This is a genomic window from Hanstruepera sp. CR43, assembly GCF_055227665.1.
Genome location: NZ_CP200078.1, coordinates 2,403,110 through 2,429,994 on the forward strand (window position 1 = coordinate 2,403,110; position 26,885 = coordinate 2,429,994).

Here is a 26,885-nt window from a genome sequence, read left to right on the forward strand (position 1 = left end):
GATATTTTTAGCAAAATTTCAAATCGCAAAAAACAGACTGTTAATCGAAAAATTATCAACAAAGTGGTAAAATGTGGTAAAATGTGGTATATTTTTCAATATATTTGAAACTTAATCCCTAGAATCAGGAAATAGCGGTTTGAACTCATTAATAGGAACATACGAATGTAAGGTGGACTCAAAAGGTAGATTGATGTTGCCTGCTGCTTTAAAAAAGCAGTTGTCACCTGTGCTTCAAAATGGGTTTGTTCTCAAACGAGCCGTATTTCAACCATGTTTAGAGTTGTATCCTATGACGGAATGGGAATCACTCATGCAAAAAGTTAATAAGCTTAATCGATTCAAGAAAAAGAACAATGATTTCATCCGCCGATTTACTGCCGGATTGAGAATGATTGAGGTAGACTCTACAGGGAGATTATTGATTCCAAAAGATTTGGTGGTGTTTGCTAATATTTCGAAGGAAATAGTGGTGTCCTCGGCCATTAACATCGTTGAGATTTGGGATAAAACAAAATATGAACAAGCTATCGATGATGCTACAGGCGATTTTGCTGATTTAGCTGAAGAAGTAATGGGACAAGATGACGATGACCATGGAATATCATAATCCCGTTTTACTTAAAGAAACAGTTGATGGCTTAAATATAGTTGAAGATGGGGTTTATGTTGATGTCACTTTTGGTGGCGGCGGACATAGTCGGGAGATCTTAAAAAGATTGGGAAAAAATGGCAGACTATATGCATTTGACCAAGACCCAGACGCTCTTTTAAATACAATTGATGATGATCGTTTTACGCTTATTCATGAAAACTTCAGATACCTGAAACGGTTTTTAAGGTTTTATGGTGTCAAAGAAGTGCATGGTATTTTGGCTGATTTTGGTGTGTCCTCACATCAGTTTGATGTAGCAGAACGCGGTTTTTCAACCCGATTTGAAGCCGATTTAGACATGCGAATGAATCAAAATGATGCGCTTTCAGCTTTTCATGTTGTTAATGAATATGATGAAGATCAATTGAGGCAGTTGTTGTGGCAATATGGTGAATTGCGTCAAGCGCCAGCTATGGCAAGGGTGATTGTTGAAAATAGGAATGCTGGTTTCATAAAAACCAGTGATCAGCTAAAAGAGGTTTTGAAGCCATTTTTGAATCATAAAAAAGAAAATAAAGTGTTAGCTCAAATTTTTCAGGCCATACGAATAGAGGTGAATCAAGAAATTGATGTTTTAAAAGAATTCTTGATACAAACACCAGAGGTTCTTAAAAAAGGTGGGCGATTAAGTGTGATTTCATATCACTCGCTAGAAGACCGACTAGTAAAACGATTTATTAGAAATGGACTATTTGAAGGAGAGCCAGAAAGGGATGTGTATGGAAATTATGAGGTGCCATTCAAAAAAGTAGGTGGGTTAATTGTTCCAACATCTGAAGAAATTAAAAATAACAACCGTGCACGAAGTGCCAAATTAAGAATAGCTGAAAAGTTATAATGAAAAAGGGATTGTACAGCATTTTAAAAGGAACATTTTTAGTCAGTGATGACGCTTTTAAAAATTGGAGAATGATCTTGTTTTTGTCGGCGCTTGCTATAATCATGATTGCAAGTTCGCATAGCGCAGATAAAAAAGTACATGAAATTGCACGTTTAAATAATGAGGCTAAAGAAATGCGATCAGCTTTTGTTGATGGTCGTAAAAAGCTCATGGAATTAAAAAAGGAGACAGTTGTGGAAAGGAAGATGAAGGAAATGGGATTAGCTATATCAGAAATACCGCCCACAAAAATTAAAGTTAAATCACAAAATTGAGTTCAACTTGGCAGTAAACGAGAAGAACATATTGAACCGATTGTATTTTATAGCAGGATGTATGTTCATCTTCGCCTTAGCTGTAATCTTTAAACTGTTAAGTATTCAATTTTTACAGGGTGATAAATATCGCAGTTTAGCCGAAGAGCGAACCATAAAAAATGTGGTTATTCCGGCCAATCGTGGTAATGTATATTCTGCTAACGGTAATCTTTTGGCAACTTCAATTCCAAAATATGATATCCGGATTGATGCCATGACGCCTTCTTCGACAACTTTTGAAAAATATTTAAAACCACTTTGTGATTCGCTATCAGCCTTTTCAGGTAAACCTTCGTCTTATTATGAACGATCGATTCGAAAGGCAAGAGCCAATAAGAACAGATACCTGTTATTAAGTCGAAACATTGGTTATTCAGAATATATCCGAGTTAGAAACTTTCCATTATTAAATCAAGGAGCCTTTAAAGGCGGATTAATTGTAGAACAAAACACCAAACGTGAGCACCCAATGGGTGGAATTGCGCAACGTTCCATTGGGTATGAACGATCAGATGAGGATGGTAATATCACCAGAGCAGGATTGGATGGTGCTTTTGGCACTAAATATTTAAGAGGTAAAGATGGCCACCGATTAAAACAAAGAATCGGAAAAGGCCAATGGAAACCCATAGCTGATTACAACCAAGTTGAACCAAAAGATGGCTATGATATTTATACAACAATTAGTGTCAACATTCAGGATATTGCCCATCATGCCTTATTGCAACAATTGGAATATTATGAAGCGGAGCATGGTTGTGTTGTAGTTATGGAAGTTGCAACTGGCGAGATTAGAGCTATTTCTAATCTGGGAAGAACGGACAAGGGAACCTATTATGAAAAGTTAAATTATGCAGTTGGTGAATCTCATGAGCCCGGATCTACTTTCAAGGTGATGGCTTTGATGGCAGCATTGGAAGATAAAGTGATTGATACATCAACAATTGTGGATACGAAAAGAGGGCGCAAAATGTTTTATGGTCGATACATAAATGATTCCCACCATGGAGGTTATGGTGAAATATCAGCCGCAAGAGCATTAGAGGTATCTTCAAACATTGGTTTAGCTACAATTATTGATGATAATTATGCCAATTCACCTGAAAAATTTCTGAATAGAATAAAAAGTTGGAAGCTGGATCAGCCTCTGGGATTGCCAATTTTAGGGGAGGGAAAACCGGCTATTTATGAGCCAGGTCATACTAAATGGAGTAAAAATGCATTGCCTTCAATGGCTTATGGTTATAACTTGTCCTTGACGCCATTACAAACCTTAACTTTTTACAATGCTATTGCCAATAATGGCGTCATGGTAAAACCACGATTTATAAGAGAGGTCAAGGAGTTGGATAAACAGATTGAAAGTTTTGAGAGGGAGATTATCAACAATAAAATTTGTTCAGATAAAACACTCAAAGAAATTCAAGCTATTCTTAAAAATGTTGTGGTGAGAGGTACAGGTAAGTCTTTGTATTCCCCTTATTTTTCAATCGCAGGTAAAACAGGAACGGCGAAAACCGAATATTGGATGCCTGATTGGGAAAAGAATAGACGATATGTGTCATCTTTTGCGGGTTATTTTCCAGCCGAGAACCCAAAATATTCCTGTATAGTTGTCATTCATAAGCCTAGTGTTGTAAAAGGTTATTACGGAGCTGATGTAACAGGACCTGTATTCAAAAGAATTGCTCAAAAAATATTTACGGATACGCCTTTGATTGATGAGGTGGAATCCTTGGAAATCCAACATGCTGCTATTGATAAGGAGTATGAACGCTATTATGATATTTCTGAAAAGCATAAAACGATCATGCCTAATGTTGTTGGATTGCCAACCATGGATGCCGTTGCCATACTTGAAAATATGGGTCTTAAAGTCAGAACTCAAGGTGTTGGTGAAGTAAAATCACAGTCTATCACTAAAGGCGATAAAATTAAACGGAATCAAACAGTAATAATAAACGCATCATGATGACTTTAAAGGATATTTTATACAAAGTTACTTTGAATGCTGTTGCTGGTTCAACAAATGTTCCAGTCAATAAAATTGAGTTTGATTCCAGAAAAGTATCAAAAAACGATGTCTTTGTGGCTATTGTAGGGACGCAGTCAAACGGACACGATTTTATTGAAAAGGCTTTGTCTAATGGTTGTACCGCAGTCATCTGTGAAAAACTACCTGTAAAATTAGAACCAGAAGTAACTTATGTGGAGGTCGAAAATTCTTCAAGTGCTTTGGCAATTATGGCGTCAAATTATTACGGTACGCCTTCTGATAATTTACGTTTAGTAGGTGTCACGGGAACTAATGGCAAAACAACAATTGCTACGCTCCTGTATCAGTTATTCAAAAAAGCAGGCTACAAAGTAGGTTTATTATCAACTGTAAGAATTATGGTTGATGATATTGAATATAAAGCAACCCATACAACACCTGATTCATTGACAATTAATAAGTATTTAATGGAGATGAGCGAAGTTGGTGTTGAATATTGTTTCATGGAAGTTAGTTCTCATGGAATACATCAAAAACGAACCGAAGGGCTGAAGTTTGAAGGGGGTATTTTCACCAACCTTTCTCATGATCATTTAGATTATCATAAAAGTTTTGCCGAATACCGAGATGTTAAAAAGTCATTTTTTGATGGACTGTCTGAAAAAGCTTTTGCTTTGGTCAACATTGATGACAAGAATGGACTTGTCATGCTTCAAAATACCAAAGCTAGAAAATTTACCTATGCTCTTAAAAGTTATGGAGATTATAAAGCTCAAATTCTTGAAAATCAATTTGGCGGACTACTACTTAAAATAAATGATAGTGAAGTCTGGACAAGATTGATTGGAAACTTTAACGCCTATAATGTTCTGGCTATTTACGCAACAGCTGAATTACTTGGTCTGGAAAAAGTTGAGATTTTAAGGCTTATTAGTGAGTTAGAAAGTGTCTCTGGACGTTTTCAGTATCTGATTTCTGATGATAAAATTACAGCTATTGTCGACTATGCCCATACGCCAGATGCCTTAAAAAATGTACTTGAAACTATTAACAGTATCCGTACAAAGAATGAAGAACTTATAACGGTTGTTGGTTGTGGTGGAGATCGTGATAAAACTAAACGACCTAAAATGGGACATATCGCTTCTGCCTTGAGTACCAAGGTTATTTTCACCAGCGATAATCCAAGAAGTGAAAATCCTGAAACAATTATTAGTGAGATAGAAGCCGGTGTGGAACCTCAAAATTTCAAAAAAACCATTTCAATAACCGATCGAAAACAGGCTATTAAAACAGCTTGCCAAATGGCCAATAGTAATGATATTATACTAATAGCAGGAAAAGGTCATGAAACCTATCAGGAAATAAAGGGTGAGCGATTTGATTTTGATGATTTTAAAATAGTGAAAGAATTCTTAAAGCAATTGCAGAAATAAAGACCATATGTTGTATTACCTATTTGAATATCTAGAAAAACAGTACCAATTTCCTGGAGCATCATTATTTGGGTTTATAACCTTTAGAGCTGCTATGGCTATCATACTGTCGTTGCTGATATCGACCATTTTTGGGAAACGCATCATCAAATTTCTAAGAAGACAACAAGTTGGTGAAACCATACGGGATTTAGGTCTAGAAGGGCAAGTTGAAAAAGCAGGAACCCCAACAATGGGAGGTATCATTATCATTCTAGCAACGCTTATTCCTGTTTTGTTATTGGCAAAGCTTGAAAATATTTATGTCATCCTATTAATTGTCACAACTGTTTGGATGGGAACCATTGGATTTATTGACGATTACATTAAAAAGTTTAAAAATGATAAGGAAGGTTTAAAAGGGAGGTTTAAGGTATTAGGTCAGGTTGGACTGGGAATCATTGTTGGGGCAACGCTATTTTTTAGCAATGATGTCACTATCAAAGAAGAACTGCCTATTGAAGAACAAAGAGTTTTGCTTGCTGAAAATCCAGATTTACCGACTGCTAAATTGTTTGATGTAGAAGAAAAATCTACAAAAACCACTATCCCTTTTGTTAAAAACAATGAGTTTGATTACTCCGACTTAATCACATGGATTAACCCAAATTTAAAGCAATACGCTTGGGTTATTTTCATTTTGGTGAGCATTTTTATTATAACCGCTGTTTCGAACGGCGCAAACTTGACTGACGGTATAGATGGACTTGCTGCTGGTACATCGGCCATTATTGTATTGACTTTAGGAATATTTGCTTGGGTTTCAGGTAATATCATTTTCTCTCAATATTTGAATATTATGTATATACCTAGAGTTGAGGAAATAACTATTTACATAGCTGCATTTGTAGGAGCATTAATTGGGTTTTTATGGTATAACACATATCCAGCCCAAGTTTTCATGGGAGATACAGGAAGTTTGACCATTGGCGGCATTATCGCAGTGATAGCTATTGCAGTAAGGAAGGAATGGTTGATACCTGTATTGTGCGGCATTTTTCTGGCCGAAAACTTATCGGTGGTCATGCAAGTCAGTTGGTTTAAATATACCAGAAAAAAATATGGTGAAGGAAGGCGCATTTTTAAAATGTCGCCACTACATCATCACTATCAAAAATCAGGATATCATGAAAGTAAAATCGTTACCAGATTCTGGATTGTCGGAATACTGTTAGCCATTATTTCTATTGTGACATTGAAAATTAGATAGTATGAAAAGGCTTGTGGTTTTAGGTGGAGGAGAAAGCGGTGTTGGAACTGCTTTATTAGGTAAGGCCAAAGGATATGAGGTTTTTGTTTCCGATAAAGGGAAAATCAAACCAAAATATCAAGACGTTCTTGAAAATAATGAGATTGATTGGGAACACGAAAAGCATACGGAATCCAAAATTTTGAATGCAGATTTAGTAATGAAAAGCCCTGGTATTCCACCAAAGGTGGATTTGGTCCAGAGATTAATAGCAGCCAACATTCCCGTGATTTCCGAAATAGAATTTGCATCAAAATATACCGATGCTACTATTGTGGGAATCACTGGGAGTAACGGCAAGACTACCACGGCATCATTGACCTATCATATTCTTAAGCAGCAGCTGTCAGTAGGTTTAGGAGGTAATATAGGCGCCAGCTTTGCAAAACAAGTTTTAGAAGATGATTTTGAGAATTACGTATTGGAAATCAGCAGTTTTCAATTGGATGATTGTAAGGATTTTAAACCGCATATAGCGGTAATTACAAACATCACGCCGGATCATTTAGATAGATACGATTATAAATTTGAAAACTACATAGCCTCCAAATTTAGGATTGCCATGAATCAAGATTCAAATGACTATCTAATTTACGACGGGGATGATCCTGTTATATCAAATTGGTTAGAGCTACACCCAATTCAATCAACTTTATTGCCTTTTTCATTGGTTCAAACTTTTGAAAATGGTGCTTTTTTAGAAAATGAAAACATAAAAATAACAATAGATAACAACCAGATAATTATGCCAACAAAGGATTTAGCATTAGAAGGAAAACACAATATTAAAAATGCCATGGCAGCTTCTACAGTTGCCCACCTATTAAAAATTAGAAAACAGACTATTAGAGAGAGCTTGGAAAATTTTCAAGGTGTGGAGCATCGGTTAGAACATGTGTTGAAAATCAACAAAGTTCAATATATCAATGATTCAAAAGCTACTAACGTCAATGCAACCTATTATGCTTTGGAAAGCATGGAAGCGCCAACTGTGTGGATCGTGGGTGGCCAAGATAAAGGTAATGACTACACTGAATTGTTTCCCTTTGTCAATGAAAAAGTAAAGGCTATTATCTGTTTGGGAGTCGATAATCAAAAATTACTTGAGAATTTTTCATCAATGGTTGATATTATTGTGGAAACACAATATATGAGTGAGGCTGTTAAAATAGCCTATAAAATTGCAAAATCAGGTGACAATGTTTTGCTGTCTCCAGCCTGTGCAAGTTTCGATTTGTTTGAAAATTATGAAGATCGAGGAAGACAGTTTAAAGATGCTGTAAGAAACCTATAAGATTTATATGCAAGCAGTATTTAATAACATTAAAGGTGATCGGTTAATTTGGGCAATAGCGGCATTATTGGCTATTTTCTCGTTTTTGCCTGTTTATAGTGCTGCCAGTAATCTAGCTTACATTGGAGGTAACGGAAATACATTTACCTACTTCATTAAGCACTTGATGCACTTGTTTTTAGGTTTTGCCATTATGTATGGGGTCCATAAAATACCCTACAGGTATTTTAAAGGGTTGTCTATGATTATGATGCCTGTGGTAATTGTCTTATTGGTTATAACCATGCTGCAAGGAACAACTATAGAAGGCGCAAATGCTAGTAGATGGATTCAAATACCCATTGTGAACATGTCTTTTCAAACATCAACTTTTGCATTTGTAGTGTTAATGGTTTATGTGGCAAGATATATGTCTAAAGTAAAGGATAGGGATATCACATTTAAAGAGTCCATATTGCCACTTTGGATTCCTGTTTTCTTGGTTTTGGTTTTGATTTTACCTGCTAATTTTTCAACTGCTGCAATCATGTTTTTAATGGTGATTGTATTAGTCTTCTTGGGAGGATATCCGATTAAGTATTTAGGAATCATTATTGGTTCAGGAATTATTGGATTGGTGTTTTTTGTACTTATAGCAAAAGCATTTCCGGATGTTATGCCCAATAGAATTGATACATGGATGAGTCGAATTGAAAATTTTTCATCGGATGAAGTAACTGAAGCTGACTATCAAATCGAAAAAGCTAAAATTGCCATTGCTTCTGGAGGTGTCAGAGGAGTGGGTCCAGGTAAGAGTAAGCAGAAAAACTTTTTGCCGCAATCATCTTCAGATTTCATATTTGCAATCATAGTCGAAGAATACGGGTTGTTAGGAGGTTTTACATTAATGATTTTCTATTTGTGGCTTTTGTTTAGAATAGTTATTGCCTCTCAAAAATCAGATACCATATTTGGCAAGTTATTAGTATTGGGTGTTGGACTTCCTATAGTCTTTCAAGCATTGATAAACATGGCAGTTGCTGTGGAACTGTTTCCTGTTACAGGTCAAACGTTACCCTTAATTAGTAGTGGTGGAACATCTATTTGGATGACGTGTTTGGCCATTGGAATCATATTGAGTGTTAGTGCTAAAAGAGAAGAGTTAAAAGAACAGGAATTGGACAATGAAAATCCGTTAGAAATTTTATCCGAAACGATTTAATGAGTAACTACAAAATCATATTATCAGGGGGTGGAACAGGAGGTCACATCTATCCGGCTATTGCTATTGCCAATGAATTAAAATCCCGTCATCAAAATGCTGAATTTTTATTTGTTGGTGCCAAAGATCGTATGGAAATGGATAAAGTTCCTCAAGCAGGTTATGATATTGTTGGATTATGGATTTCAGGTATACAAAGAAAACTAACCCTTAAAAACTTGGGCTTCCCTTTCAAGCTATTGAGTAGTTTATATAAGGCTAGAAAAGTAGTAAAACGATTTAAACCAGATGTTGTTATTGGAACTGGAGGGTTTGCGAGCGGGCCTTTATTACAAGTGGCGACTTCAAAAGGGATTCCGTCATTAATTCAAGAACAAAATTCTTATCCAGGTATAACCAACAAGTTGCTGTCTAAAAAAGCCAACACCATTTGTGTGGCTTATGATGGTCTGGAACGCTTTTTTCCTAAAGATAAAATCATAAAAACAGGGAATCCTGTAAGGCAAGATCTGTTGGATATTGAGAATAAAAGGCAGGATGCATTTGCCTTATTCGGTTTAGAAAAAGAGAAGAGAACATTGTTGGTGTTAGGAGGAAGTTTAGGGTCTAGACGGATTAATGAATTGATTGAAAAGGAACTGGACTATTTGTTGACACATAATATTCAGATTATTTGGCAGTGTGGTAAGCTATACTACGAACAGTATAAAATTTATGGTCATACCAAGCATATTCAGGTGCACGCTTTTATAAATGACATGGCATGTGCCTATGCTTCTGCTGATATCATTATATCAAGAGCTGGTGCTAGTTCAGTATCTGAATTATGTATCGTTGGTAAGCCAGTTATTTTTATTCCGTCTCCAAATGTAGCGGAAGATCATCAAGCCAAGAATGCTCAAGCGATTGTTGATGAAGATGCTGCTGTATTGATAAGAGAAGCAGATTTGGAAGTTGATTTTCAAAACAAGTTTACCCAATTAATGGTATCGCCTGAAAGACAAAAGCAATTAGGGCAAAACATAAGAAAATTAGCTTTGGTTAACGCAACGAGTCAAATAGCTGATGAAGTTGATAAATTATTGAAAGTAAAAAAATGAATCTAGAAACTATTGATAATGTGTACTTTATTGGGATTGGAGGTATTGGCATGAGTGCTCTTGCTAGGTATTTTCATGCTAATAAAAAACAGGTTTCTGGATACGATAAAACCAAATCAGATATAACAGATTCATTGATAGGTTTGGGTATGTCCGTACATTTTGAGGATGCTGTTAACAATATTGATGCAACATTTTTAAACCCAGTTAATACGTTGGTTGTCTATACGCCTGCCATTCCAAAGAACCACACGGAATTGGCGTATTTCAATGAAAATGGATTTAAGGTTATGAAACGTGCAGCAGTTTTAGGTCTCATTACTGAAAATACACAATGTTTGGCAGTAGCCGGAACCCACGGAAAAACTACAACAACCAGTATTTTGGGACATCTGCTAAATGCATGTGATGTTCCAGTTACGGCATTTTTAGGAGGTATCAGTGAAAATTACCAATCCAATTTAATTATGAATGGCACAGAAGTGACTGTTGTTGAGGCCGATGAATTTGATCGGTCATTTTTGACCCTATCACCTGATTTTGCTTGTATCACATCAATGGATGCCGATCATTTGGATATTTATGGTGATGCCCATGAGTTAGAAAAGTCTTTTAAGGACTTCGCAAACAAAATAAAACAAAATGGTAAACTATTTGTTAAGAGTGGATTGCCAATAAATGGAATAACCTATGGAATTGAAGATGGTTCCGATTATGCCATTATCAATTTAAAAATAGAAAATGGAGCTTATGTTTTTGACGTCAAAACGCCAAAAACAACTCTTGAAAATTTCAAATTTAACCTACCTGGTAGACATAATCTGTCGAATGCATTAATAGCCTTGGCGATGGCTGCAGAGTTTGGTTGCCCTCACCAGCAGCTCGCCAAAGCTTTAGCATCTTACAAAGGGGTTAAAAGAAGGTTCTCATATCACATTAAAAATGATGATGTGGTGTACATTGATGATTATGCCCATCATCCCGAAGAAATTAATGCGGTACACCAAGCTGTGAGGGAAATGTATCCAAGCAAAAAAGTTTTGGCAATTTTCCAACCGCATTTGTATAGTAGAACTCGGGATTTTGTTGATGAATTTGCAGAAAGTCTTTCAAAGTTTGATGAGATCATTTTACTGGATATTTATCCAGCTAGAGAACTACCTATTCCGGGAGTGACTTCACAATGGTTGTTGGATAAAATTAAAAATTCAAATAAGCAATTAGTTAAAAAAGCAAATTTAATCTCTAAAATCAAAGAAAGTAATGCAAATGTCATACTTACAATTGGAGCTGGAGATATTGGGGATGAAGTAAAACATATAAAACAAGCACTATTGCATGCGAGTTAATTGGAATCACATAAAAATGATTGTTATACTACTCTTGGTGGTAGTGTTATATGCGTTTTCAAGTGCTAAAAATAGTAAACGGAAAGTATCGGAAACCGAGATAATTTTTAAAGGCGAGGAAAATCTTTTTATCACGCATGAGGCTGTTAGTAAATTGTTAATACAAAATCAAGCAGGTGTTAAGAATGTCCCTAAAGAAATTTTAGATTTGAATCAATTGGAGACTGCCCTAAATTTAAATCCAATGATTCGTTCAGCTGAAGTGTTTGTTGGGGTTAACGGCAAATTGACAGCTGAAATAGAACAAAAAAAACCTATCGCGCGAGTGCAAAACTCGTCGCCCTTTTATATAGACGACCAAGGAAGTTTTATGCCTTTGTCAACAAATTATACTGCTAGAGTACCAATTGTTGCGGGACATGTTGATAAAAACAACTTGCAGAATGTCTATAAAATGGCAAGAAAAGTTGAAGAGGATATTTTTTTAAAGAAACATGTTACAATAATTAATCAAGATTCTGATGGAAATATCTCGTTACGATTGAGACAATGCAATTTTGAGGTGTTTGTTGGTAGTTTAAAACGATTAGATAAAAAAATAAATAATCTAAAAGTGTTTTACAAAAAAGCAACCAAAGAAAATTTAATGAATAAATATAGTAGGATTAATCTACAATTTGATAGTCAAGTGATAGGCACTAAATCTTAAACTATGGAAGGAAATATTGCAATAGGATTAGATATTGGAACCACTAAAATAGTGGCCATGATAGGTCGAAAGAATGAGTATGGTAAAGTTGAGATTTTAGGTATTGGAAAATCAAAAAGTCTTGGTGTCCATAGAGGCGTTGTGAATAACATAACACAGACTATCCAATCTATTCAATTAGCGGTTCAGGAAGCCGAGTTAGCATCCGAGATGAAAATAGAAGATGTAACGGTTGGTATTGCAGGTCAGCATATAAGAAGTTTACAACACAGTGATTATATCACACGCCCAAATTCTGATTTGGTTATTGATGAAGATGATATTGATAGACTCATCAATCAGGTTCACAAGTTGGTGATGCTACCAGGCGAGGAAATCATTCATGTGCTTCCGCAAGAATATAAAGTTGACGGTCAAGCCGAGATAAAAGAGCCTATTGGAATGTATGGCGGCCGATTGGAGGCTAACTTTCATGTTGTGGTTGGACAGGTATCGTCTATTAGAAATATTGGCCGTTGTGTTCAAAGTGCAGGATTGAATTTGGAAGGAATCACATTAGAGCCTTTGGCCTCTTCAAATGCAGTGTTAAGTCAAGAAGAAAAAGAAGCTGGTGTTGCGTTAATCGATATTGGAGGCGGAACAACGGATTTGGCCATATTTAGAGATGGTATCATTCGTCATACGGCTGTTATTCCTTTTGGAGGTAATGTTATAACAGAAGACATCAAAGAGGGTTGTTCTATTATAGAAAAGCAAGCTGAACTATTAAAAATTAAGTTTGGATCAGCTTGGCCAGGAGAAAACAAAGAAAATGAAATTGTGTCCATACCTGGATTGAGAGGTCGAGAGCCCAAGGAAATAACTTTAAAGAACCTTTCTAAAATTATTCATGCTCGGGTAGTTGAAATTATTGAACAGGTGTATGTTGAAATAAAAAATTACGGACATGAAGAACAAAAGAAAAAATTAATCGCTGGTATTGTTTTAACAGGAGGTGGAAGCCAACTTAAACATTTAAAACAGTTGGTTGAATATATTACCGGAATGGATACCAGAATTGGATTTCCAAATGAGCATTTGGCTGGTGATAGTGATGATGAAGTTACCAGTCCGTTATATGCCACGGCTGTAGGGTTGGTAATGGACGGATTGAAAAGACAGGAACGTAAGAAAGTTGAGGCAGCCTATGTAGAGGCTGTAAATGAACACGAGTCCAACGAAAATGTTGAAAGCGAAGACGTCATTGAAGCGCCAAAACCAGAAAGACGATCATTTTTAGATAAATTAACTGATCGCGTAAAAGATTTTTTAGATAACGCAGAATAAGTCAATAGACAATTAAAAAAATAAAAATTAAATAAACGTAATTCATGAGCAGCAACAAAGAATTCGAACCAAGTATTTCATTTGATTTACCAAAGAATCAATCAAATGTTATCAAAGTTATTGGAGTTGGTGGCGGTGGTAGTAATGCCATCAATCACATGTTTCAGCAAGGCATCAAAGGGGTTGATTTTGTTATCTGTAATACAGATGCACAAGCGCTTCAAAACAGTGGTGTGCCTAATAAAATTCAATTAGGAGTTAATCTAACTGAAGGATTAGGAGCAGGAGCTAATCCTGATGTTGGTGAAAAATCCGCTGTGGAAAGCTTTGAAGACATTCAAGGAATGTTAGATACCAACACAAAAATGGTATTTATAACTGCTGGAATGGGTGGTGGTACTGGTACAGGTGCTGCACCTATCATTGCAAAAATGGCTAAAGATTTAGATATCCTTACGGTGGGTATTGTCACCATGCCATTTCAATTTGAGGGAAAAATGCGTAATCAGCAAGCTCAAATTGGTATAGAAAAACTTCGTGATGTTGTGGATTCTTTGGTTGTAATAAACAATAACAAACTTCGTGAAGTCTATGGAAACCTGGGCTTTAAAGCAGGATTCTCAAAAGCGGATGAGGTACTGTCAACTGCTGCCAGAGGTATAGCTGAAGTTATTACACATCACTACACTCAAAATATCGATTTACGTGATGCCAAAACGGTTTTAAGCAATAGTGGAACTGCCATTATGGGTTCTTCAACAGCTTCTGGTCAAGACCGTGCTAAAGAAGCTATCAGAAAGGCTTTGGATTCTCCATTATTGAATGATAATAAAATTACAGGTGCTAAAAACGTATTGCTGCTAATAGTATCTGGATCACAAGAAATTACTATTGATGAAATTGGTGAAATAAATGATCACATTCAAGATGAAGCAGGTCATGGAGCCAATATTATTATGGGTGTAGGTGAAGATGAGGCTTTAGAGGACTCTATTGCAGTAACTATTATTGCAACAGGATTTGATATGGATCAACAAGATGAGATATCCAATACTGAAACTAAAAAGGTAATTCATGCTCTAGAGGATGATCAATCAATGGAACAGGACCTATCTAGAAAAATGCGAGAGCCTGCCATTATTACACCTAATATTGAGTTAGAAGAAAAGCAGGAGGATCCAGTAGTTAAGCATACTTTGGATTTAGATGAATTGGATGAAGTTAACGAGACTATATCCAAAGTAAATATTCTAGAAAATGACTTGATTGCCACAACCGAAGAAATCAAAAATATTGATGTCGTTTATGATGAGTTTTTAGCTGAAGTCCATGAGGATGACTTCGTAATCACCGAAATGAATACCAAGATTGAGGTTGAAGATGTTGCTGATGAATTGGAAGAAGAACAACAAATCACATTGACATTTGATTTACCCATTAGTGAATCTACTTCAATTGAAAATAAAGGTGATGATATGGTGGTTCATGAGTTGGAAGAAAATATCAAAAAACTTCCAGTTAAAGATTATATAGAGCTTATCACTGTTACAGAGTCTAATGAAGAAGGAGAAGTGCGCTATGCTCTTGATGATTATGTTGAATTGGAGTCAAATATGAACCATGCACAAGCAGAACCACAGGTAAAAGAAAAAATTGAAATAGAAGATTCTGAAGTGGTATTTGAAAAAAAGGTGGTTGAATCAAAAGTCAAAGAAGAAGAAAAGCAGGAAGAAGAGTTTGATCCTATGAATAGTCCTATTTCAGAAATGCTTAAGGAACGAGCTGAAGAAAGACGTCGTAAGATGAAGGATTTTAATTATAAGTTTAACAACGCCAAGATTGATGATATCGAGAAGGTGCCTGCTTATAAAAGACAAGGGGTTGATTTAGATGATTCAAAACCATCATCAGAATCAAACAGGTCTAACACCAGTTTGAGTTTAGATGATAATGATGATATCCAATTGAGAAACAATAATTCGTTTTTGCACGACAACGTAGATTAATAGCAAATTAAGTTTAGTGTTTAAACTTCATTGAAAGCCCGAGAAACTTCTTAAGTGATTTTCGGGTTTTCTTTTTATCTTCGCAACAAATTTCAAGTAGTATGAGTTTACAGGATGATGTTATGACTGCCATGAAAGAGGCAATGAAAACTAAAAATCAAACAGCTTTAACAGCATTACGAGCTATTAAATCTGCAATTTTGTTAGCAAAAACAGAAACAGGAGCACAAACAGATTTAACCGAAGAACAAGAGCTTAAAATATTACAAAAGCAGGTTAAACAGCGTAAGGATAGTGCTGCCATTTTTATGGAGCAAGGTAGAGAAGATTTAGCTGCACCAGAAATGGCTGAAGCTGAAGTAATAAGTCAGTTTTTACCGGAAGCACTGTCTGAAGAGGAGATAGAAGGTGTTGTGGTGGCCACAATTGATAGTATAGGTGCTGAGGGAATGAAAGATATGGGTAGAGTGATGGGTATTGTCAGCAAAGAGTTGGCAGGTCAAGCCGATGGTAAAACCATATCAAATATTGTAAAAGCCAAACTTTCACAATAATAAAATAGGCTGCGTAGTTCAACTGGATACCTGCCTGCCTGCCGGCAGGGAATATCAGATTTCGGTTTATGGACAAGTATTTTACATACGTATTGAGAAGTGAAGTTGATGGTAGATTGTACAAAGGGCATACAGATAATTTGGATAACCGAATAATAGAACATAATGTAGGAAAAACTAAATCCACTAAAGGTTACTTGCCATGGGAGCTGGTTTATTTCGAAACGTTTGAAACTAGAGAAGAATCTATAGAAAGAGAGAAATATTTTAAAACAGGTGTTGGTCGGCAATTCCTAAAACAAAAATTAAAAATAAAGTGAAGGCTGCGTAGTTCAATTGGATAGAATATCAGATTTCGGCTCTGAGGGTTGGGGGTTCGAATCCCTCCGCGGTCACTAATAATTGTCAAGATAAAAAAATGCCCAGTTTACTTGAGCATTTTTTTTTTTGATTTGATTTTGGCATATGTAATTGATAATCAGATTTTTTGTACTTTTAGATATAAGTTTTGACTTTAAAAATAAAACTATCAAAAAGTATACAGTTATATATGTCCTAGTGTTTTTATGCCAGTCCTTGTTTTCTCAAGTTGGTATTGGAACAACCAATCCAGATCCAAGTACAGTACTACATGTTGTTGGTGATGTATTGTTTGATGGTAATTTTATTAATCAAGAAGTTATTGGTTCGCATTCGGGAACAATACAAAATGTTCCGTTCAATAATGGTGTTTTTAATCCATTGACAGGTACTGATACTAGTGTAACGATTACTGATGGCAGCGGCGTTAATAATTCAGCTGTTTTTATTAGCGGTTTTGCCAGGGTTTTTGGAGGTAATTTAATAGGAAATAATAGTTCCTTGGGAGGTTATTTTCTGATTCTTCAAAGGGATACTACACCGGCTTTTACATCGGCTGTTAACTTAACTTATACAAGTGGGACTTGTTATATAGAAACACCCAATGGAGCTGTGAGTGCTGCAATAGGATACGGTGGTGGAGGTCATGTAAGCTATATTGATGATGCTTTAGCAGTTGGAACTTATTACTATAGGTTAGTGATTTACCCTAATGGAGTTGGCATTATTGGTGGAACTTATGATGTCTATCAAAGAGATTTAAATATCCTGCAAGTCAAACGTTAGTTTCCACTTGATAATAGAGTATATTTTTTTATATTGATCCACTCGTTATTTCCCTCATAATTTTATGGACTTTAAAACGTTACTAGGTTATGCCATACCAATACCTTTTAATACTTCAAGATAATACTTTGATCAGCAAGGTGATTCTCGGGTGTTTATTTGCCATACTTTTTTACATGATGTTCCATTATGCATTTAAAATGTATGAAATGACCTATGTCATGAAGAAAAAAAAACCATTGTATAGACATGGTTTGGGAATAATGAGAACCTTGTCTAATGATCAAAAGTCATTACTGCAAAATGAATTTTCATTTTTCAACAAATTACAGGATAAAGAACAGCGCTATTTTGAGCATCGTGTAGCCTCTTTTATTAAGGATAAAACATTTATAGGTAGAGAAGGTTTGGCTATTACAGATCAAATGAAAGTGCTTATATCAGCTACAGCAGTTATGCTTACTTTTGGGTTTAGGGATTTTTATATTGGACTGGTTGGTAAAATATTTATATATCCTGACGAATTTTTTTCTAATGTCAATGGTGCATATCATAAAGGTGAATTAAATCCCAAATTGGGTGCTTTAGTGCTTTCTTGGAAGCATTTTTTAGAAGGATATGATATTGAAAATGATAATTTAAATTTAGGAATTCATGAGTTTGCTCATGCCATTCACATTAATAGCATGAAAGAACGCGATGTAAGCTCGACTATTTTTTCTGATTCGTTTAGAGAGCTCACTGACCTACTATCTAATGAAAAGTCATTACGTGAACGTTTAATTGCTTCAGAATATTTCAGGGATTATGCATATACTAATCAATATGAATTTATTGCTGTTATAATTGAGACTTTTATTGAAACACCTATTGAATTCAGAAATCAATTTCCACACATTTATAATAAAACCAAGCAAATGCTCAATTTCGATTTTGCTGGATATTAAATGGTCTACATGACTTTTATCATACTTTTTAGTAATGAAGATTCATAATTTTAGAAGTGAATTTAAAACTACAAGTCATGAAAAAAAGAACACCAATTTCAGAAATAATGACAAAAAAAGTCATTACCCTTAATACTACTGATGATTTAGAAACTGCAGAGCGTCTATTTAAAAAATACCATATCCGACATATACCTGTGGTTAGTGGAAACCACATTAAAGGTATGTTAAGCTATACTGATTTGTTGCGCATAAGCTTTGCTGATGCTATTGATGAAGATGAAGATACAGTAGACACCATAGTTTACAATATGTTTACTATTGAACAGGTTATGGCCAAAAATTTAATCAGCGTTTCTTCAAGCACTACAATTAAAGACGTTGCAGAAATATTATCAAAAAGAGAATTTCATGCGCTGCCAGTAGAGGATAATGGTGAATTAGTTGGTATTGTTACTACCACAGATTTAATCAATTACTTGATTGACCAATATTAATTGCTAGAGATAATAATTAAAAAGCTCCTTTTAAAGGAGCTTTTTTTATGAATTGGCAAGTGTTTTTAGTTGCTTGATGGTTTCTGTTGGATCAGGGTTTTTGAAAACATGACTTCCAGCCACAAATACATCAGCTCCGGCATCAACCAATTGCTTAATGTTTTTATCAGTAACACCACCATCAACTTCAATACGTGTTTCTAAACCTCGCTCATCAATCATTTTACGGAGTTTGGTAATCCTGTTATAGGTTATGTCCTCAAATTTTTGACCGCCAAAGCCTGGGTTTATAGACATTAATAATACCATATAACACTTTGGTAAAATATCTTCCAAAACCGAAACAGGCGTAGTCAGATTTAAAACGACACCAGCTTTACATCCAGCATTTTCTATTTGGGTTAAGGTTCTATGTAAATGAACCGTTGATTCATAATGCACGGTGATGATATCAGCCCCTACTTTCGCAAATTCCTCAATATAACGTTCAGGTTTTTCAATCATTAAATGCACATCCAATGGTTTAGTTGCATGTTTTTTAATGGCTTGAATAACTGGCATGCCATAGGATATATTGGGTACAAAATGCCCATCCATAACATCAATATGGAACCAGTCAGCTTCACTGTTATTGACCATTTCAGTATCACGTTGCAGGTTGCCAAAATCTGCGGCAAGCATGGAGGGTGCTATTAATTTAGAACTCATTTTTAGTGTGTTGTTTGTTTGCGCAAAAATAGTGCAAAAAAGTGAACCCTCGGTAATCAGCCGAGGGTTCTTTCATCAATCAAAAAACGAACAGTTATGTTTTGTAACTGTTTGTTACGGTTATTTAGTCGTAATTAGCTTACTAACCTAAATATGTTTTCAATATTTTACTTCTAGACGTATGTTTTAATCTACGAATAGCTTTTTCTTTAATTTGTCTGACACGCTCACGTGTTAAATCGAATGTTTCACCAATTTCTTCCAAAGTCATTGGGTGTTGGTTTCCTAAACCAAAATATAGGCGAATAACATCAGCCTCACGAGGCGTTAATGTTTCCAGGGCGCGTTCAATTTCTGTGCGTAATGACTCGTGCAATAATTCCTTGTCTGGATTAGGTGATTCACCTGAATTCAATACATCGTATAAATTGGAATCTTCACCTTCAACCAAAGGCGCATCCATACTCACATGACGACCGGAATTTTTCATGGATTCCTTAACATCATTAATGGTCATATCCAATTCCTTGGCGATTTCTTCAGCACTTGGTGGACGCTCATGAGCCTGCTCTAAAAAGGCAAAAGTCTTATTGATTTTGTTGATAGAACCAATTTTGTTCAATGGTAAACGTACAATTCGCGATTGTTCTGCCAAAGCCTGCAGGATAGACTGACGAATCCACCATACAGCATACGAAATGAATTTGAAACCACGTGTTTCATCAAAGCGTTGCGCGGCTTTAATTAAGCCTAAATTACCCTCATTAATTAAGTCAGGTAAGGTTAAACCTTGGTTTTGGTATTGCTTTGCTACCGATACAACGAAACGTAAGTTAGCCTTCGTGAGCTTTTCTAAAGCTATTTGATCTCCAGCTTTGATACGCTGTGCTAATTCTACTTCTTCGTCTGCGGTAATTAAGTCAACTTTTCCAATTTCTTGAAGATATTTGTCTAACGAAGCAGTTTCCCTATTGGTAACCTGCTTGGTAATTTTAAGTTGTCTCATGTAAAGAATTTAGTGTTTAAATAGTTTGGAACATAAGGGTTCCATATAGTTGTACGTACAAAGAGAGGATTTTGTTACAAAAAGGTTGACTTTTTTAAATATTTTTTGAAAAAATGAGGTTAATCAGTCAAAATTTATTGAGGAACTCATGGAATTTATATGAATTTGAAGCTTACTTATTTTATGACGCATTTTGTTAAAAAATAAATTTCGGTCTTTTTCACCTGTGTGCGCCAGATGCTTGGAACTTGTTTTTTGCCTTTCAAAGAAATTATACATTTCATCACATGTGTTTTGGTCCTGGACTTTAAAATACTCCAAAACTGTGAATGGTATGAAAAAGGTTTTTACGCTGCCAGCCTTGACCATAACAATATTACTCATAGTCAGCAGATCACTTTTATATAGATTATAGGATGCATTGGTTTTGGAATCAATGATGCTTTGTTTGATAGTTTGCTTTTCAGTGTCCTCAACAATTTGTAATAAATCGTCACATATTTTTAGTGACATTTCTTTTGACAATAGCTGCGATTCATATAGATAATTGATTTGCTCTAGATGGCAATTTATAGTATTGTCATTCCAAAATTCCGTAATGTTTATGTTGTTGTAGGCATAACTTAATTTTTGGGCTTTCTCAAGAAGCGATTTGGGTATGCTAACAACAAACTCGTCAAGGGTCATTTTATTTTTAATCATTTCCTTGTTGTTGAACTTAACCCAAATGAAGAGTTTAAAATAGGTCAAATGCAAATGTTTCAATGTGTGAAACAGCGGAACATCTTTTGCTGAATAGATTATTGAGGCATCTTTTAGATTTATTAAAGGGAAAAGATTGGTAATTGATCTTTCAAAGTAAAGCTCCAGGTTTTTTAAATTGTTAATAGGTGGAGATTTTTCAACTAACAGCGTGTTCTGATTGCCTATTTTAAATAAGTTATTTATCGAAATATTGTAATGCTTCGCCAAAAGAATGCCTTCCTCTAGACTTAAGTTAGTTTTAAGGGTTACGCGTCTGTAAGCGGCATCATAGCCAATATCCAAAACATTTGAAACCTCTTCAACAAAAGAGACGTTGTTTTTGACTTGTTCCTTTAAGTGTTTAATGAATTGCTCTTGCATTTTTCACAAAATTACAAGTAGGAAGAGGGCTGGCTTTGTGAAAAATACTAAAAAAATATGTCATTTACCTCAATTTGGTCAATTGATTATCAATCGATTGGTCATAAGTTTGGGCAAAATGTTTGTGTATCGTTCTAAACAAACGCAAATAATTAGAGCTAAATATTGATGACTAAAAGTAAATATATCATGAAAACTACAAAAACAATTATTTTCGTCTTGGCTTTGACATTAGGATTTTCAAGTCAAGCTTTAGGTCAAGTTTTAACTGAAGAACAAAATCAGTCCCCTCAAGAACTTTATGATTTTCATATAAAGAAGAAGAGAACAAATATCACCTTCGGATGGATAACTCTTGGAGGAGGTCTAGCAATGGTTGGAGGAGGTATATTGTGGAATTTGTTTGAAGGAAACGAAAGAGAATGTGGATTTAATATAGTTAGTGGTGAAAGTTCATGTACTGGAGAAAAAAATACTGGAAAAGGATTATGGTTATCCTATTTAGGTGGCGCGACCACTTTAGCGAGTATTCCTTTGTTTATTTCTGCAGGGAAGCATAAACGAAAGGCAAAAATTCAATTACATAATGGTGCAGTAGGGCTCACACAACGCGTAAATTATTCAGGAATCTCTTTAACCTATTCATTTTAATAACCTATGATGGCTATCCGCTATTATTAATAAAGGAAAATAAAAAAGTGAGCCTCACATCTAAAATTTATAAGTAACCAAATAAAAACTCCCAATAAGAATCTTATAGCAAAAAAATATTAATTATTAATGAAAACTATAAAGTCATGAAAGCACTAGCTCAATTTAAAAAAATAAGTATTCTACTCCTGCTATTTATAGTAGGCATGAGTATAAATGTACATTCTCAAAATCTAACAAATAAGAAAATCATATTTGTTAGAGTATATGACTTCGAAGGAAAAAAAATTGCTAAAGGTCATTTTAACTTTGCAACAGATTCAATTTTAGAATTAAAAAAAGGTAAACGATTAACAGTTATACCCATCGAGGATATTAGTTATATCGCAACTAAAAGATCCACAGGCAAGAGTGTTCTTGTTGGAAGTATTACCGGTGGTTTGCTAGGTACTTTAATAGGAGCAGCCACCGCAAGCGGTGAAGAGACTAAGACAAGAGATGGCGGGTGGCTATTTGGTGAATACGAGTATACTACAGGAACTTCCCGTGGAACCGGAGCCTTAATTGGCGGTGCTGTTGGAATTACAGGTGGAGCTTTAACTGGATTAGGAATATCATTGTTTAAAAAGTCTAAAAAGTATTTAATAGAAGGCGATTTAGAAAAGTGGAAAATATTTAAGGAGTATTTTAATTAATAGCAGAAACAATAAAAACAAAGAGCCCTAAATCTTAAGTTATAATAACCAATTAAAATAATTTAATATGAAAGAAATTAGAAAAAAATGGAAGACTTTGCCAATCGTTTTAGCAGTTATTATTTTACTTCAAGGTTGTACTATTTATAAAAAACAAAACGTATCCTTACAGGAAGCTGCTCAGCAACAGGTTAATGCAAAAGTAAAAACAGTAAATGGAAATGTGTATTTTAAATACATAGCCTTTGAAAATGATCAATATTTTGGAATAAAACAAGTTAAAGGAGACATGAAGAAAACACGTTTAGATTCCGAATATATTGAGAAGATTCAGTTGAAGAATAAACCGGGGTCCGTGATTGTCTCAATTTTATTTCCTATTGGCCTCACTATTGGAGTTGTACTAATTTGGGCATCTATTGGTTTTAGTAATTTAGCAAAATGAGTAAGGAGCACTAGTGTTCATTCTCAACGTAAAGAATTAAAATCTACAGATATTAAAAGTACATGTAATTCGCAGGGCAAATAAATTTATAAATATAAAAACATTGTACACTTATGAAATACAATAGTTTTAAAAAAAAGAAAGGGTATAATCGATATTTCAGTAGTTAATATTGACTCAATTTAAACAAAATAGTTGATGGGGAATAATAATCTAATTAGGTCATCAATTGTAAAATACTACTTGGGTTTTTTTAGATAATGGCAAAAAATTAAAAGGTCTACTTTATACAGCCGATTTGAAGCAAATTACTTTGGTCAAAAACAAACGTTTTAATGAAGTTGAGATGGTTGTTATAAATGCTTCTGATATTAAAAAAATTAAATTAAATAAGAAGAACTGTATGGGCAGAAGTGTATTAACTGGTTTTGTGTCTGGAGCATTAGCTGGGGCTGTTTTCGGTTACTCTCGTGGTGATGATAGTGGATCACGCGGCATCCTTTTACTTATACTAAAGAAGAAAAAGCAACGGCAAACGCGTTTATTTTTGGAGTAGTTGGAACAGGATTTGGAATGGTAATAGGAACTGCTAAAAAAACCATTGAAATTAACGGAGACCCAACAGCTTACGAAAGCAACTTGGGGAATATTCAATCTTTTGCTGTTGTCAAGGGGTTTTGATTCTAAATTAGTTTTAGATTGCTAATCAGGAATATTGTATCTTTATAAATCAATTTTAAATGATTTATCATGAAAAAACTACTTATTCTATTTTTTGCATTGGGTGTGATGCCAGTTATGGGGCAAAATGTAACACCTTTAAGCCAGTCCTCAGGTAAGTCCTTGATTGAGGTTTTGGCTGATGATCAAGTTCAGATTTTAACATCTAGACTAAATTTAAGCGAAAAGCAACAAGAGCAGGTTTCTACTTTGGTATTAAGCCAGTTAAAAAGTGAGAAATATCAAAAACTATTGGGTATAAAAGGGAATGGGTCCTTGTCCAATGCCGATGCTCATGGCACACAGTCTGAAAAAGTTCAAAACGTGTTGTTATTGGACAAAAACTTCCAAAAAGGCATGGCCAACATCCTTGATGAAGAGCAGCTTAAAACCATGAATAGATATATTCCAAGCTAATACCATTATATACAAATAAAAAATCCCGTCAATTAGACGGGATTTTTTTATGATGAAAACTGATGTTAATCATCATTTCTGTTCTCTCTTGGCTTGCGGTCATCACGACGGTTGTCACGTCCACGATTATCGCGTCCACGATTGTTGTTGCCTCCACGGTTATTGTCACGTTTAGGTCTATCTTGCCATCCTTCTGGTTTTGGTAAAATGGCTTTACGGGATACCTTTTCCTTTTTGGTTCTTGGGTCAACACCAAAATATTTTACATCAAATACATCTCCCATATTCACCACATCTGATACATTCTCTGTGCGTTCCCAAGCTAGTTCGCTAACATGTAAAAGCACTTCGTTTCCAGGTGCTTCTGTATATTCAACAACAGCACCAAAATCAAGCATTTTGATAACTTTTACCTCATATATGCTGCCAACTTCAGGTTTGAATTTCAAGGAATCAATTTTGGCCAATACCATATCAATACCTTCTTGATCAGTACCAAGAATTTCTACAATACCTTCTTCTGTTACTGGGTCTTCATTAATAACAATGGTTGTTTTGGTTTCCTTTTGTAATTCTTGAATGACTTTTCCACCAGGACCGATGAAGGCTCCAATAAGCTCGTTTGGTAAAATGGCGGTAACCATTTTTGGTGCATGTGGCTTAACATCTGCATTTGGTGTGGCGATGGTATCGGTTAATTTTTCAAGAATATGTAAACGACCATCTCTTGCTTGCTTTAGGGCTTTAACCAATATCTCATAAGATAATCCTTTAACTTTGATATCCATTTGACAAGCTGTAATACCATCGGCAGTTCCTGTTACCTTAAAGTCCATATCACCTAAATGATCTTCATCACCTAAAATATCTGATAAAACAGCATATTTATCACCTTCAGAAATTAATCCCATAGCAATACCTGAAACAGGTTTTTTCAGTTGGACACCAGCATCCATCAATGCCATAGTACCTGAACAAACAGTTGCCATAGACGATGAACCATTAGATTCCAATACTTCTGAAACGACACGCACAGTATATGGACAATCTTCAGGAACCATACCTTTTAAGGCACGTTGTGCCAAGTTTCCATGCCCTACTTCACGACGCGATGTTCCTCTAATCGGTCTTGCTTCACCAGTTGAAAATGGTGGGAAATTATAATGAAGATAAAAACGTTCTTCACCTTCAAAAGAAGGCATATCAATTTGATTGGCTTCTCTACTTGTACCTAACGTTACAGTCGCCAATGCTTGTGTTTCACCACGAGTAAAGATAGCTGAACCATGAGTAGAAGGTAAATAATCAACCTCACACCAAATTGGTCTGATATCGGTAGTTTTACGACCATCTAATCGTAAACCTTCATTCAACGTTAAATCACGTACAGCAGCTTTTTCAGCTTTTCCGTAGTATTTGGAAACTAATCCACCGATATCTTCTAATTCTTCTTCAGAAAAAGAAGCCATGATTTCATCTTTTATTTCCGCAAATGCAGCACCTCTTTCATGTTTAGATGATCCTGCTTTAGCAACAGCATATACTTTGTTATATGCCATATCATGAATTTTCTTTGCCAAATCTTCATCTTCGCGTTCTGGCTCATATTCTCGGGTTTCTTTCTTGCCAAAAGCTTCAGCAAGTCTCACTTGAGCAGCGCATTGTACTTTAATGGCTTCATGGGCAGCTTTAATCGCTTCAGTCATTTCCTCTTCAGAAATTTCATCCATTTCACCTTCCACCATCATAACAGAATCGGCAGAAGCACCAATAACCATATCAATATCACTTTCTGCTAATTGTGCCAATGATGGATTAATGATAAACTCACCATTAATACGACCAACACGAACTTCTGAAATTGGACATTCAAAAGGAAAATCAGATAATTGGATTGCAGCCGAAGCAGCTAAACCAGCCATAGCATCTGGCATCACATTTTCATCATGAGACATCAATTGAATCATGACTTGTGTTTCACTGTGATAATCTTTTGGGAATAATGGACGTAAAACACGATCTACAAGTCGCATAGTCAAAACTTCACCATCACTTGGTCTTGCTTCTCTTTTAAAGAACCCACCAGGGTAACGTCCTGCAGCAGCAAATTTTTCTCTATAATCTACTGTTAAAGGTAAAAAGTCAACGTCTGCCGACTTGTAATTGGAAACGACTGTACATAACAGCATACAGTTTCCAGATTGCACAACAACAGAACCATGTGCCTGCTTTGCTAATTTTCCGGTTTCAATAGAAATCTCTCTACCGTCACCAAGGTCAATGACCTCTCTAAATACTTTTGGAATCATAAATTTTAATTCTAATATCTATACACTGAAGCATATAGATTTTGTTAAACAATGGTCGTTGTGTTGTTGTGTAGTTGTTGTTTGACCAATGAAAAACCCATTTGTTTC

At 35.3% G+C, this 26,885-nt stretch carries 27 protein-coding genes and 1 tRNA gene; 24 read left to right on the top strand and 4 right to left on the bottom strand.

What is annotated here, in order from left to right:
• Positions 1 to 139: 139 nt before the first annotated feature.
• The 19 genes from mraZ (at position 140) to ACKXGU_RS11050 (ending at position 18,701) form a co-directional block, all read left to right on the top strand.
• A complete protein-coding gene (mraZ, locus tag ACKXGU_RS10960; RefSeq protein WP_463465356.1) occupies positions 140 to 610 on the top strand; it encodes a division/cell wall cluster transcriptional repressor MraZ in 471 nt (156 codons plus the stop codon).
• Entirely contained in the window at positions 597 to 1,493 is an 897-nt protein-coding gene (rsmH, locus tag ACKXGU_RS10965; RefSeq protein WP_463465357.1) for a 16S rRNA (cytosine(1402)-N(4))-methyltransferase RsmH, read from the top strand. Before mraZ ends, rsmH begins: the two co-directional genes overlap by 14 nt.
• Entirely contained in the window at positions 1,493 to 1,810 is a 318-nt protein-coding gene (locus ACKXGU_RS10970) for an FtsL-like putative cell division protein (RefSeq protein ID WP_103051091.1), read from the top strand. The genes rsmH and ACKXGU_RS10970 overlap by 1 nt, the downstream gene beginning before the upstream one ends.
• A 61-nt stretch (positions 1,811 to 1,871) precedes the next feature.
• The gene (locus tag ACKXGU_RS10975; protein ID WP_463467431.1) at positions 1,872 to 3,824 is read left to right on the top strand and encodes a penicillin-binding protein; all 1,953 of its coding nucleotides are present in this window, start codon (positions 1,872 to 1,874) and stop codon (positions 3,822 to 3,824) included.
• On the top strand, positions 3,821 to 5,284 hold the full coding sequence (locus tag ACKXGU_RS10980; protein WP_463465358.1) for a UDP-N-acetylmuramoyl-L-alanyl-D-glutamate--2,6-diaminopimelate ligase: 1,464 nt from the start codon (positions 3,821 to 3,823) through the stop codon (positions 5,282 to 5,284). The genes ACKXGU_RS10975 and ACKXGU_RS10980 overlap by 4 nt, the downstream gene beginning before the upstream one ends.
• A 7-nt stretch (positions 5,285 to 5,291) precedes the next feature.
• Entirely contained in the window at positions 5,292 to 6,533 is a 1,242-nt protein-coding gene (gene mraY, locus ACKXGU_RS10985) for a phospho-N-acetylmuramoyl-pentapeptide-transferase (protein WP_463465359.1), read from the top strand.
• Between the two features lies 1 nt (position 6,534).
• Complete coding sequence (gene murD / locus ACKXGU_RS10990) at positions 6,535 to 7,866, top strand: UDP-N-acetylmuramoyl-L-alanine--D-glutamate ligase (RefSeq protein ID WP_463465360.1); 1,332 nt, start codon at positions 6,535 to 6,537, stop codon at positions 7,864 to 7,866.
• A gap of 7 nt (positions 7,867 to 7,873) precedes the next feature.
• A complete protein-coding gene (locus tag ACKXGU_RS10995) occupies positions 7,874 to 9,067 on the top strand; it encodes an FtsW/RodA/SpoVE family cell cycle protein (RefSeq protein ID WP_463465361.1) in 1,194 nt (397 codons plus the stop codon).
• Entirely contained in the window at positions 9,067 to 10,167 is a 1,101-nt protein-coding gene (murG, locus tag ACKXGU_RS11000; RefSeq protein WP_463465362.1) for an undecaprenyldiphospho-muramoylpentapeptide beta-N-acetylglucosaminyltransferase, read from the top strand. Before ACKXGU_RS10995 ends, murG begins: the two co-directional genes overlap by 1 nt.
• Positions 10,164 to 11,516, top strand: a complete 1,353-nt coding sequence (gene murC / locus ACKXGU_RS11005; protein ID WP_463465363.1) for a UDP-N-acetylmuramate--L-alanine ligase — start codon at positions 10,164 to 10,166, stop codon at positions 11,514 to 11,516. Before murG ends, murC begins: the two co-directional genes overlap by 4 nt.
• Positions 11,517 to 11,532: 16 nt before the next feature.
• Positions 11,533 to 12,225 carry a cell division protein FtsQ/DivIB gene (locus tag ACKXGU_RS11010; RefSeq protein ID WP_463465364.1) on the top strand — a complete coding sequence of 231 codons (693 nt, stop codon included), beginning with the start codon at positions 11,533 to 11,535 and terminating at the stop codon, positions 12,223 to 12,225.
• Between the two features lie 3 nt (positions 12,226 to 12,228).
• Positions 12,229 to 13,551, top strand: a complete 1,323-nt coding sequence (gene ftsA, locus ACKXGU_RS11015; protein ID WP_463465365.1) for a cell division protein FtsA — start codon at positions 12,229 to 12,231, stop codon at positions 13,549 to 13,551.
• 44 nt (positions 13,552 to 13,595) lie between these two features.
• Positions 13,596 to 15,557, top strand: coding sequence for a cell division protein FtsZ (gene ftsZ, locus ACKXGU_RS11020; RefSeq protein ID WP_463465366.1), 1,962 nt, complete (start codon positions 13,596 to 13,598; stop codon positions 15,555 to 15,557).
• Positions 15,558 to 15,658: 101 nt separating this feature from the next.
• The gene (locus ACKXGU_RS11025) at positions 15,659 to 16,111 is read left to right on the top strand and encodes a GatB/YqeY domain-containing protein (RefSeq protein ID WP_463465367.1); all 453 of its coding nucleotides are present in this window, start codon (positions 15,659 to 15,661) and stop codon (positions 16,109 to 16,111) included.
• 68 nt (positions 16,112 to 16,179) lie between these two features.
• Positions 16,180 to 16,431 carry a GIY-YIG nuclease family protein gene (locus ACKXGU_RS11030; RefSeq protein ID WP_463465368.1) on the top strand — a complete coding sequence of 84 codons (252 nt, stop codon included), beginning with the start codon at positions 16,180 to 16,182 and terminating at the stop codon, positions 16,429 to 16,431.
• 1 nt (position 16,432) lies between these two features.
• Positions 16,433 to 16,506: transfer RNA gene (locus ACKXGU_RS11035), tRNA-Arg, on the top strand.
• Between the two features lie 181 nt (positions 16,507 to 16,687).
• A complete protein-coding gene (locus tag ACKXGU_RS11040; RefSeq protein ID WP_463465369.1) occupies positions 16,688 to 17,257 on the top strand; it encodes a hypothetical protein in 570 nt (189 codons plus the stop codon).
• A gap of 221 nt (positions 17,258 to 17,478) precedes the next feature.
• Positions 17,479 to 18,204: a zinc-dependent peptidase gene (locus ACKXGU_RS11045; protein ID WP_463465370.1), complete on the top strand. Its 726-nt coding sequence runs from the start codon at positions 17,479 to 17,481 to the stop codon at positions 18,202 to 18,204.
• A gap of 77 nt (positions 18,205 to 18,281) precedes the next feature.
• Positions 18,282 to 18,701, top strand: a complete 420-nt coding sequence (locus tag ACKXGU_RS11050; protein WP_463465371.1) for a CBS domain-containing protein — start codon at positions 18,282 to 18,284, stop codon at positions 18,699 to 18,701.
• Positions 18,702 to 18,746: 45 nt separating this feature from the next.
• Here ACKXGU_RS11050 and rpe read toward each other — a convergent pair whose 3' ends face one another.
• From rpe to ACKXGU_RS11065, 3 genes are all read right to left on the bottom strand, one after another.
• The gene (rpe, locus tag ACKXGU_RS11055) at positions 18,747 to 19,409 is read right to left on the bottom strand and encodes a ribulose-phosphate 3-epimerase (protein WP_463465372.1); all 663 of its coding nucleotides are present in this window, start codon (positions 19,407 to 19,409) and stop codon (positions 18,747 to 18,749) included.
• A gap of 142 nt (positions 19,410 to 19,551) precedes the next feature.
• The gene (locus ACKXGU_RS11060) at positions 19,552 to 20,415 is read right to left on the bottom strand and encodes a sigma-70 family RNA polymerase sigma factor (protein ID WP_036121481.1); all 864 of its coding nucleotides are present in this window, start codon (positions 20,413 to 20,415) and stop codon (positions 19,552 to 19,554) included.
• A gap of 123 nt (positions 20,416 to 20,538) precedes the next feature.
• Positions 20,539 to 21,540 (bottom strand): hypothetical protein, encoded by a 1,002-nt coding sequence (locus ACKXGU_RS11065; RefSeq protein WP_463465373.1) that lies wholly within the window; start codon positions 21,538 to 21,540, stop codon positions 20,539 to 20,541.
• 219 nt (positions 21,541 to 21,759) lie between these two features.
• Here ACKXGU_RS11065 and ACKXGU_RS11070 point away from each other — a divergent pair, with 219 nt between their 5' ends.
• The 5 genes from ACKXGU_RS11070 (at position 21,760) to ACKXGU_RS11090 (ending at position 24,468) form a co-directional block, all read left to right on the top strand.
• Entirely contained in the window at positions 21,760 to 22,191 is a 432-nt protein-coding gene (locus tag ACKXGU_RS11070) for a hypothetical protein (RefSeq protein WP_463465374.1), read from the top strand.
• A gap of 146 nt (positions 22,192 to 22,337) precedes the next feature.
• Positions 22,338 to 22,886, top strand: a complete 549-nt coding sequence (locus ACKXGU_RS11075; RefSeq protein ID WP_463465375.1) for a hypothetical protein — start codon at positions 22,338 to 22,340, stop codon at positions 22,884 to 22,886.
• A 67-nt stretch (positions 22,887 to 22,953) separates the two neighbouring features.
• Positions 22,954 to 23,331, top strand: a complete 378-nt coding sequence (locus ACKXGU_RS11080; protein WP_463465376.1) for a hypothetical protein — start codon at positions 22,954 to 22,956, stop codon at positions 23,329 to 23,331.
• A 298-nt stretch (positions 23,332 to 23,629) separates the two neighbouring features.
• Positions 23,630 to 23,887 carry a hypothetical protein gene (locus ACKXGU_RS11085; RefSeq protein WP_463465377.1) on the top strand — a complete coding sequence of 86 codons (258 nt, stop codon included), beginning with the start codon at positions 23,630 to 23,632 and terminating at the stop codon, positions 23,885 to 23,887.
• Between the two features lie 194 nt (positions 23,888 to 24,081).
• Positions 24,082 to 24,468: a hypothetical protein gene (locus ACKXGU_RS11090; RefSeq protein WP_463465378.1), complete on the top strand. Its 387-nt coding sequence runs from the start codon at positions 24,082 to 24,084 to the stop codon at positions 24,466 to 24,468.
• A gap of 65 nt (positions 24,469 to 24,533) precedes the next feature.
• Here the strand turns inward: ACKXGU_RS11090 and ACKXGU_RS11095 are convergent, their stop codons facing one another.
• A complete protein-coding gene (locus ACKXGU_RS11095) occupies positions 24,534 to 26,777 on the bottom strand; it encodes a polyribonucleotide nucleotidyltransferase (RefSeq protein ID WP_463465379.1) in 2,244 nt (747 codons plus the stop codon).
• Positions 26,778 to 26,885: the final 108 nt, after the last annotated feature.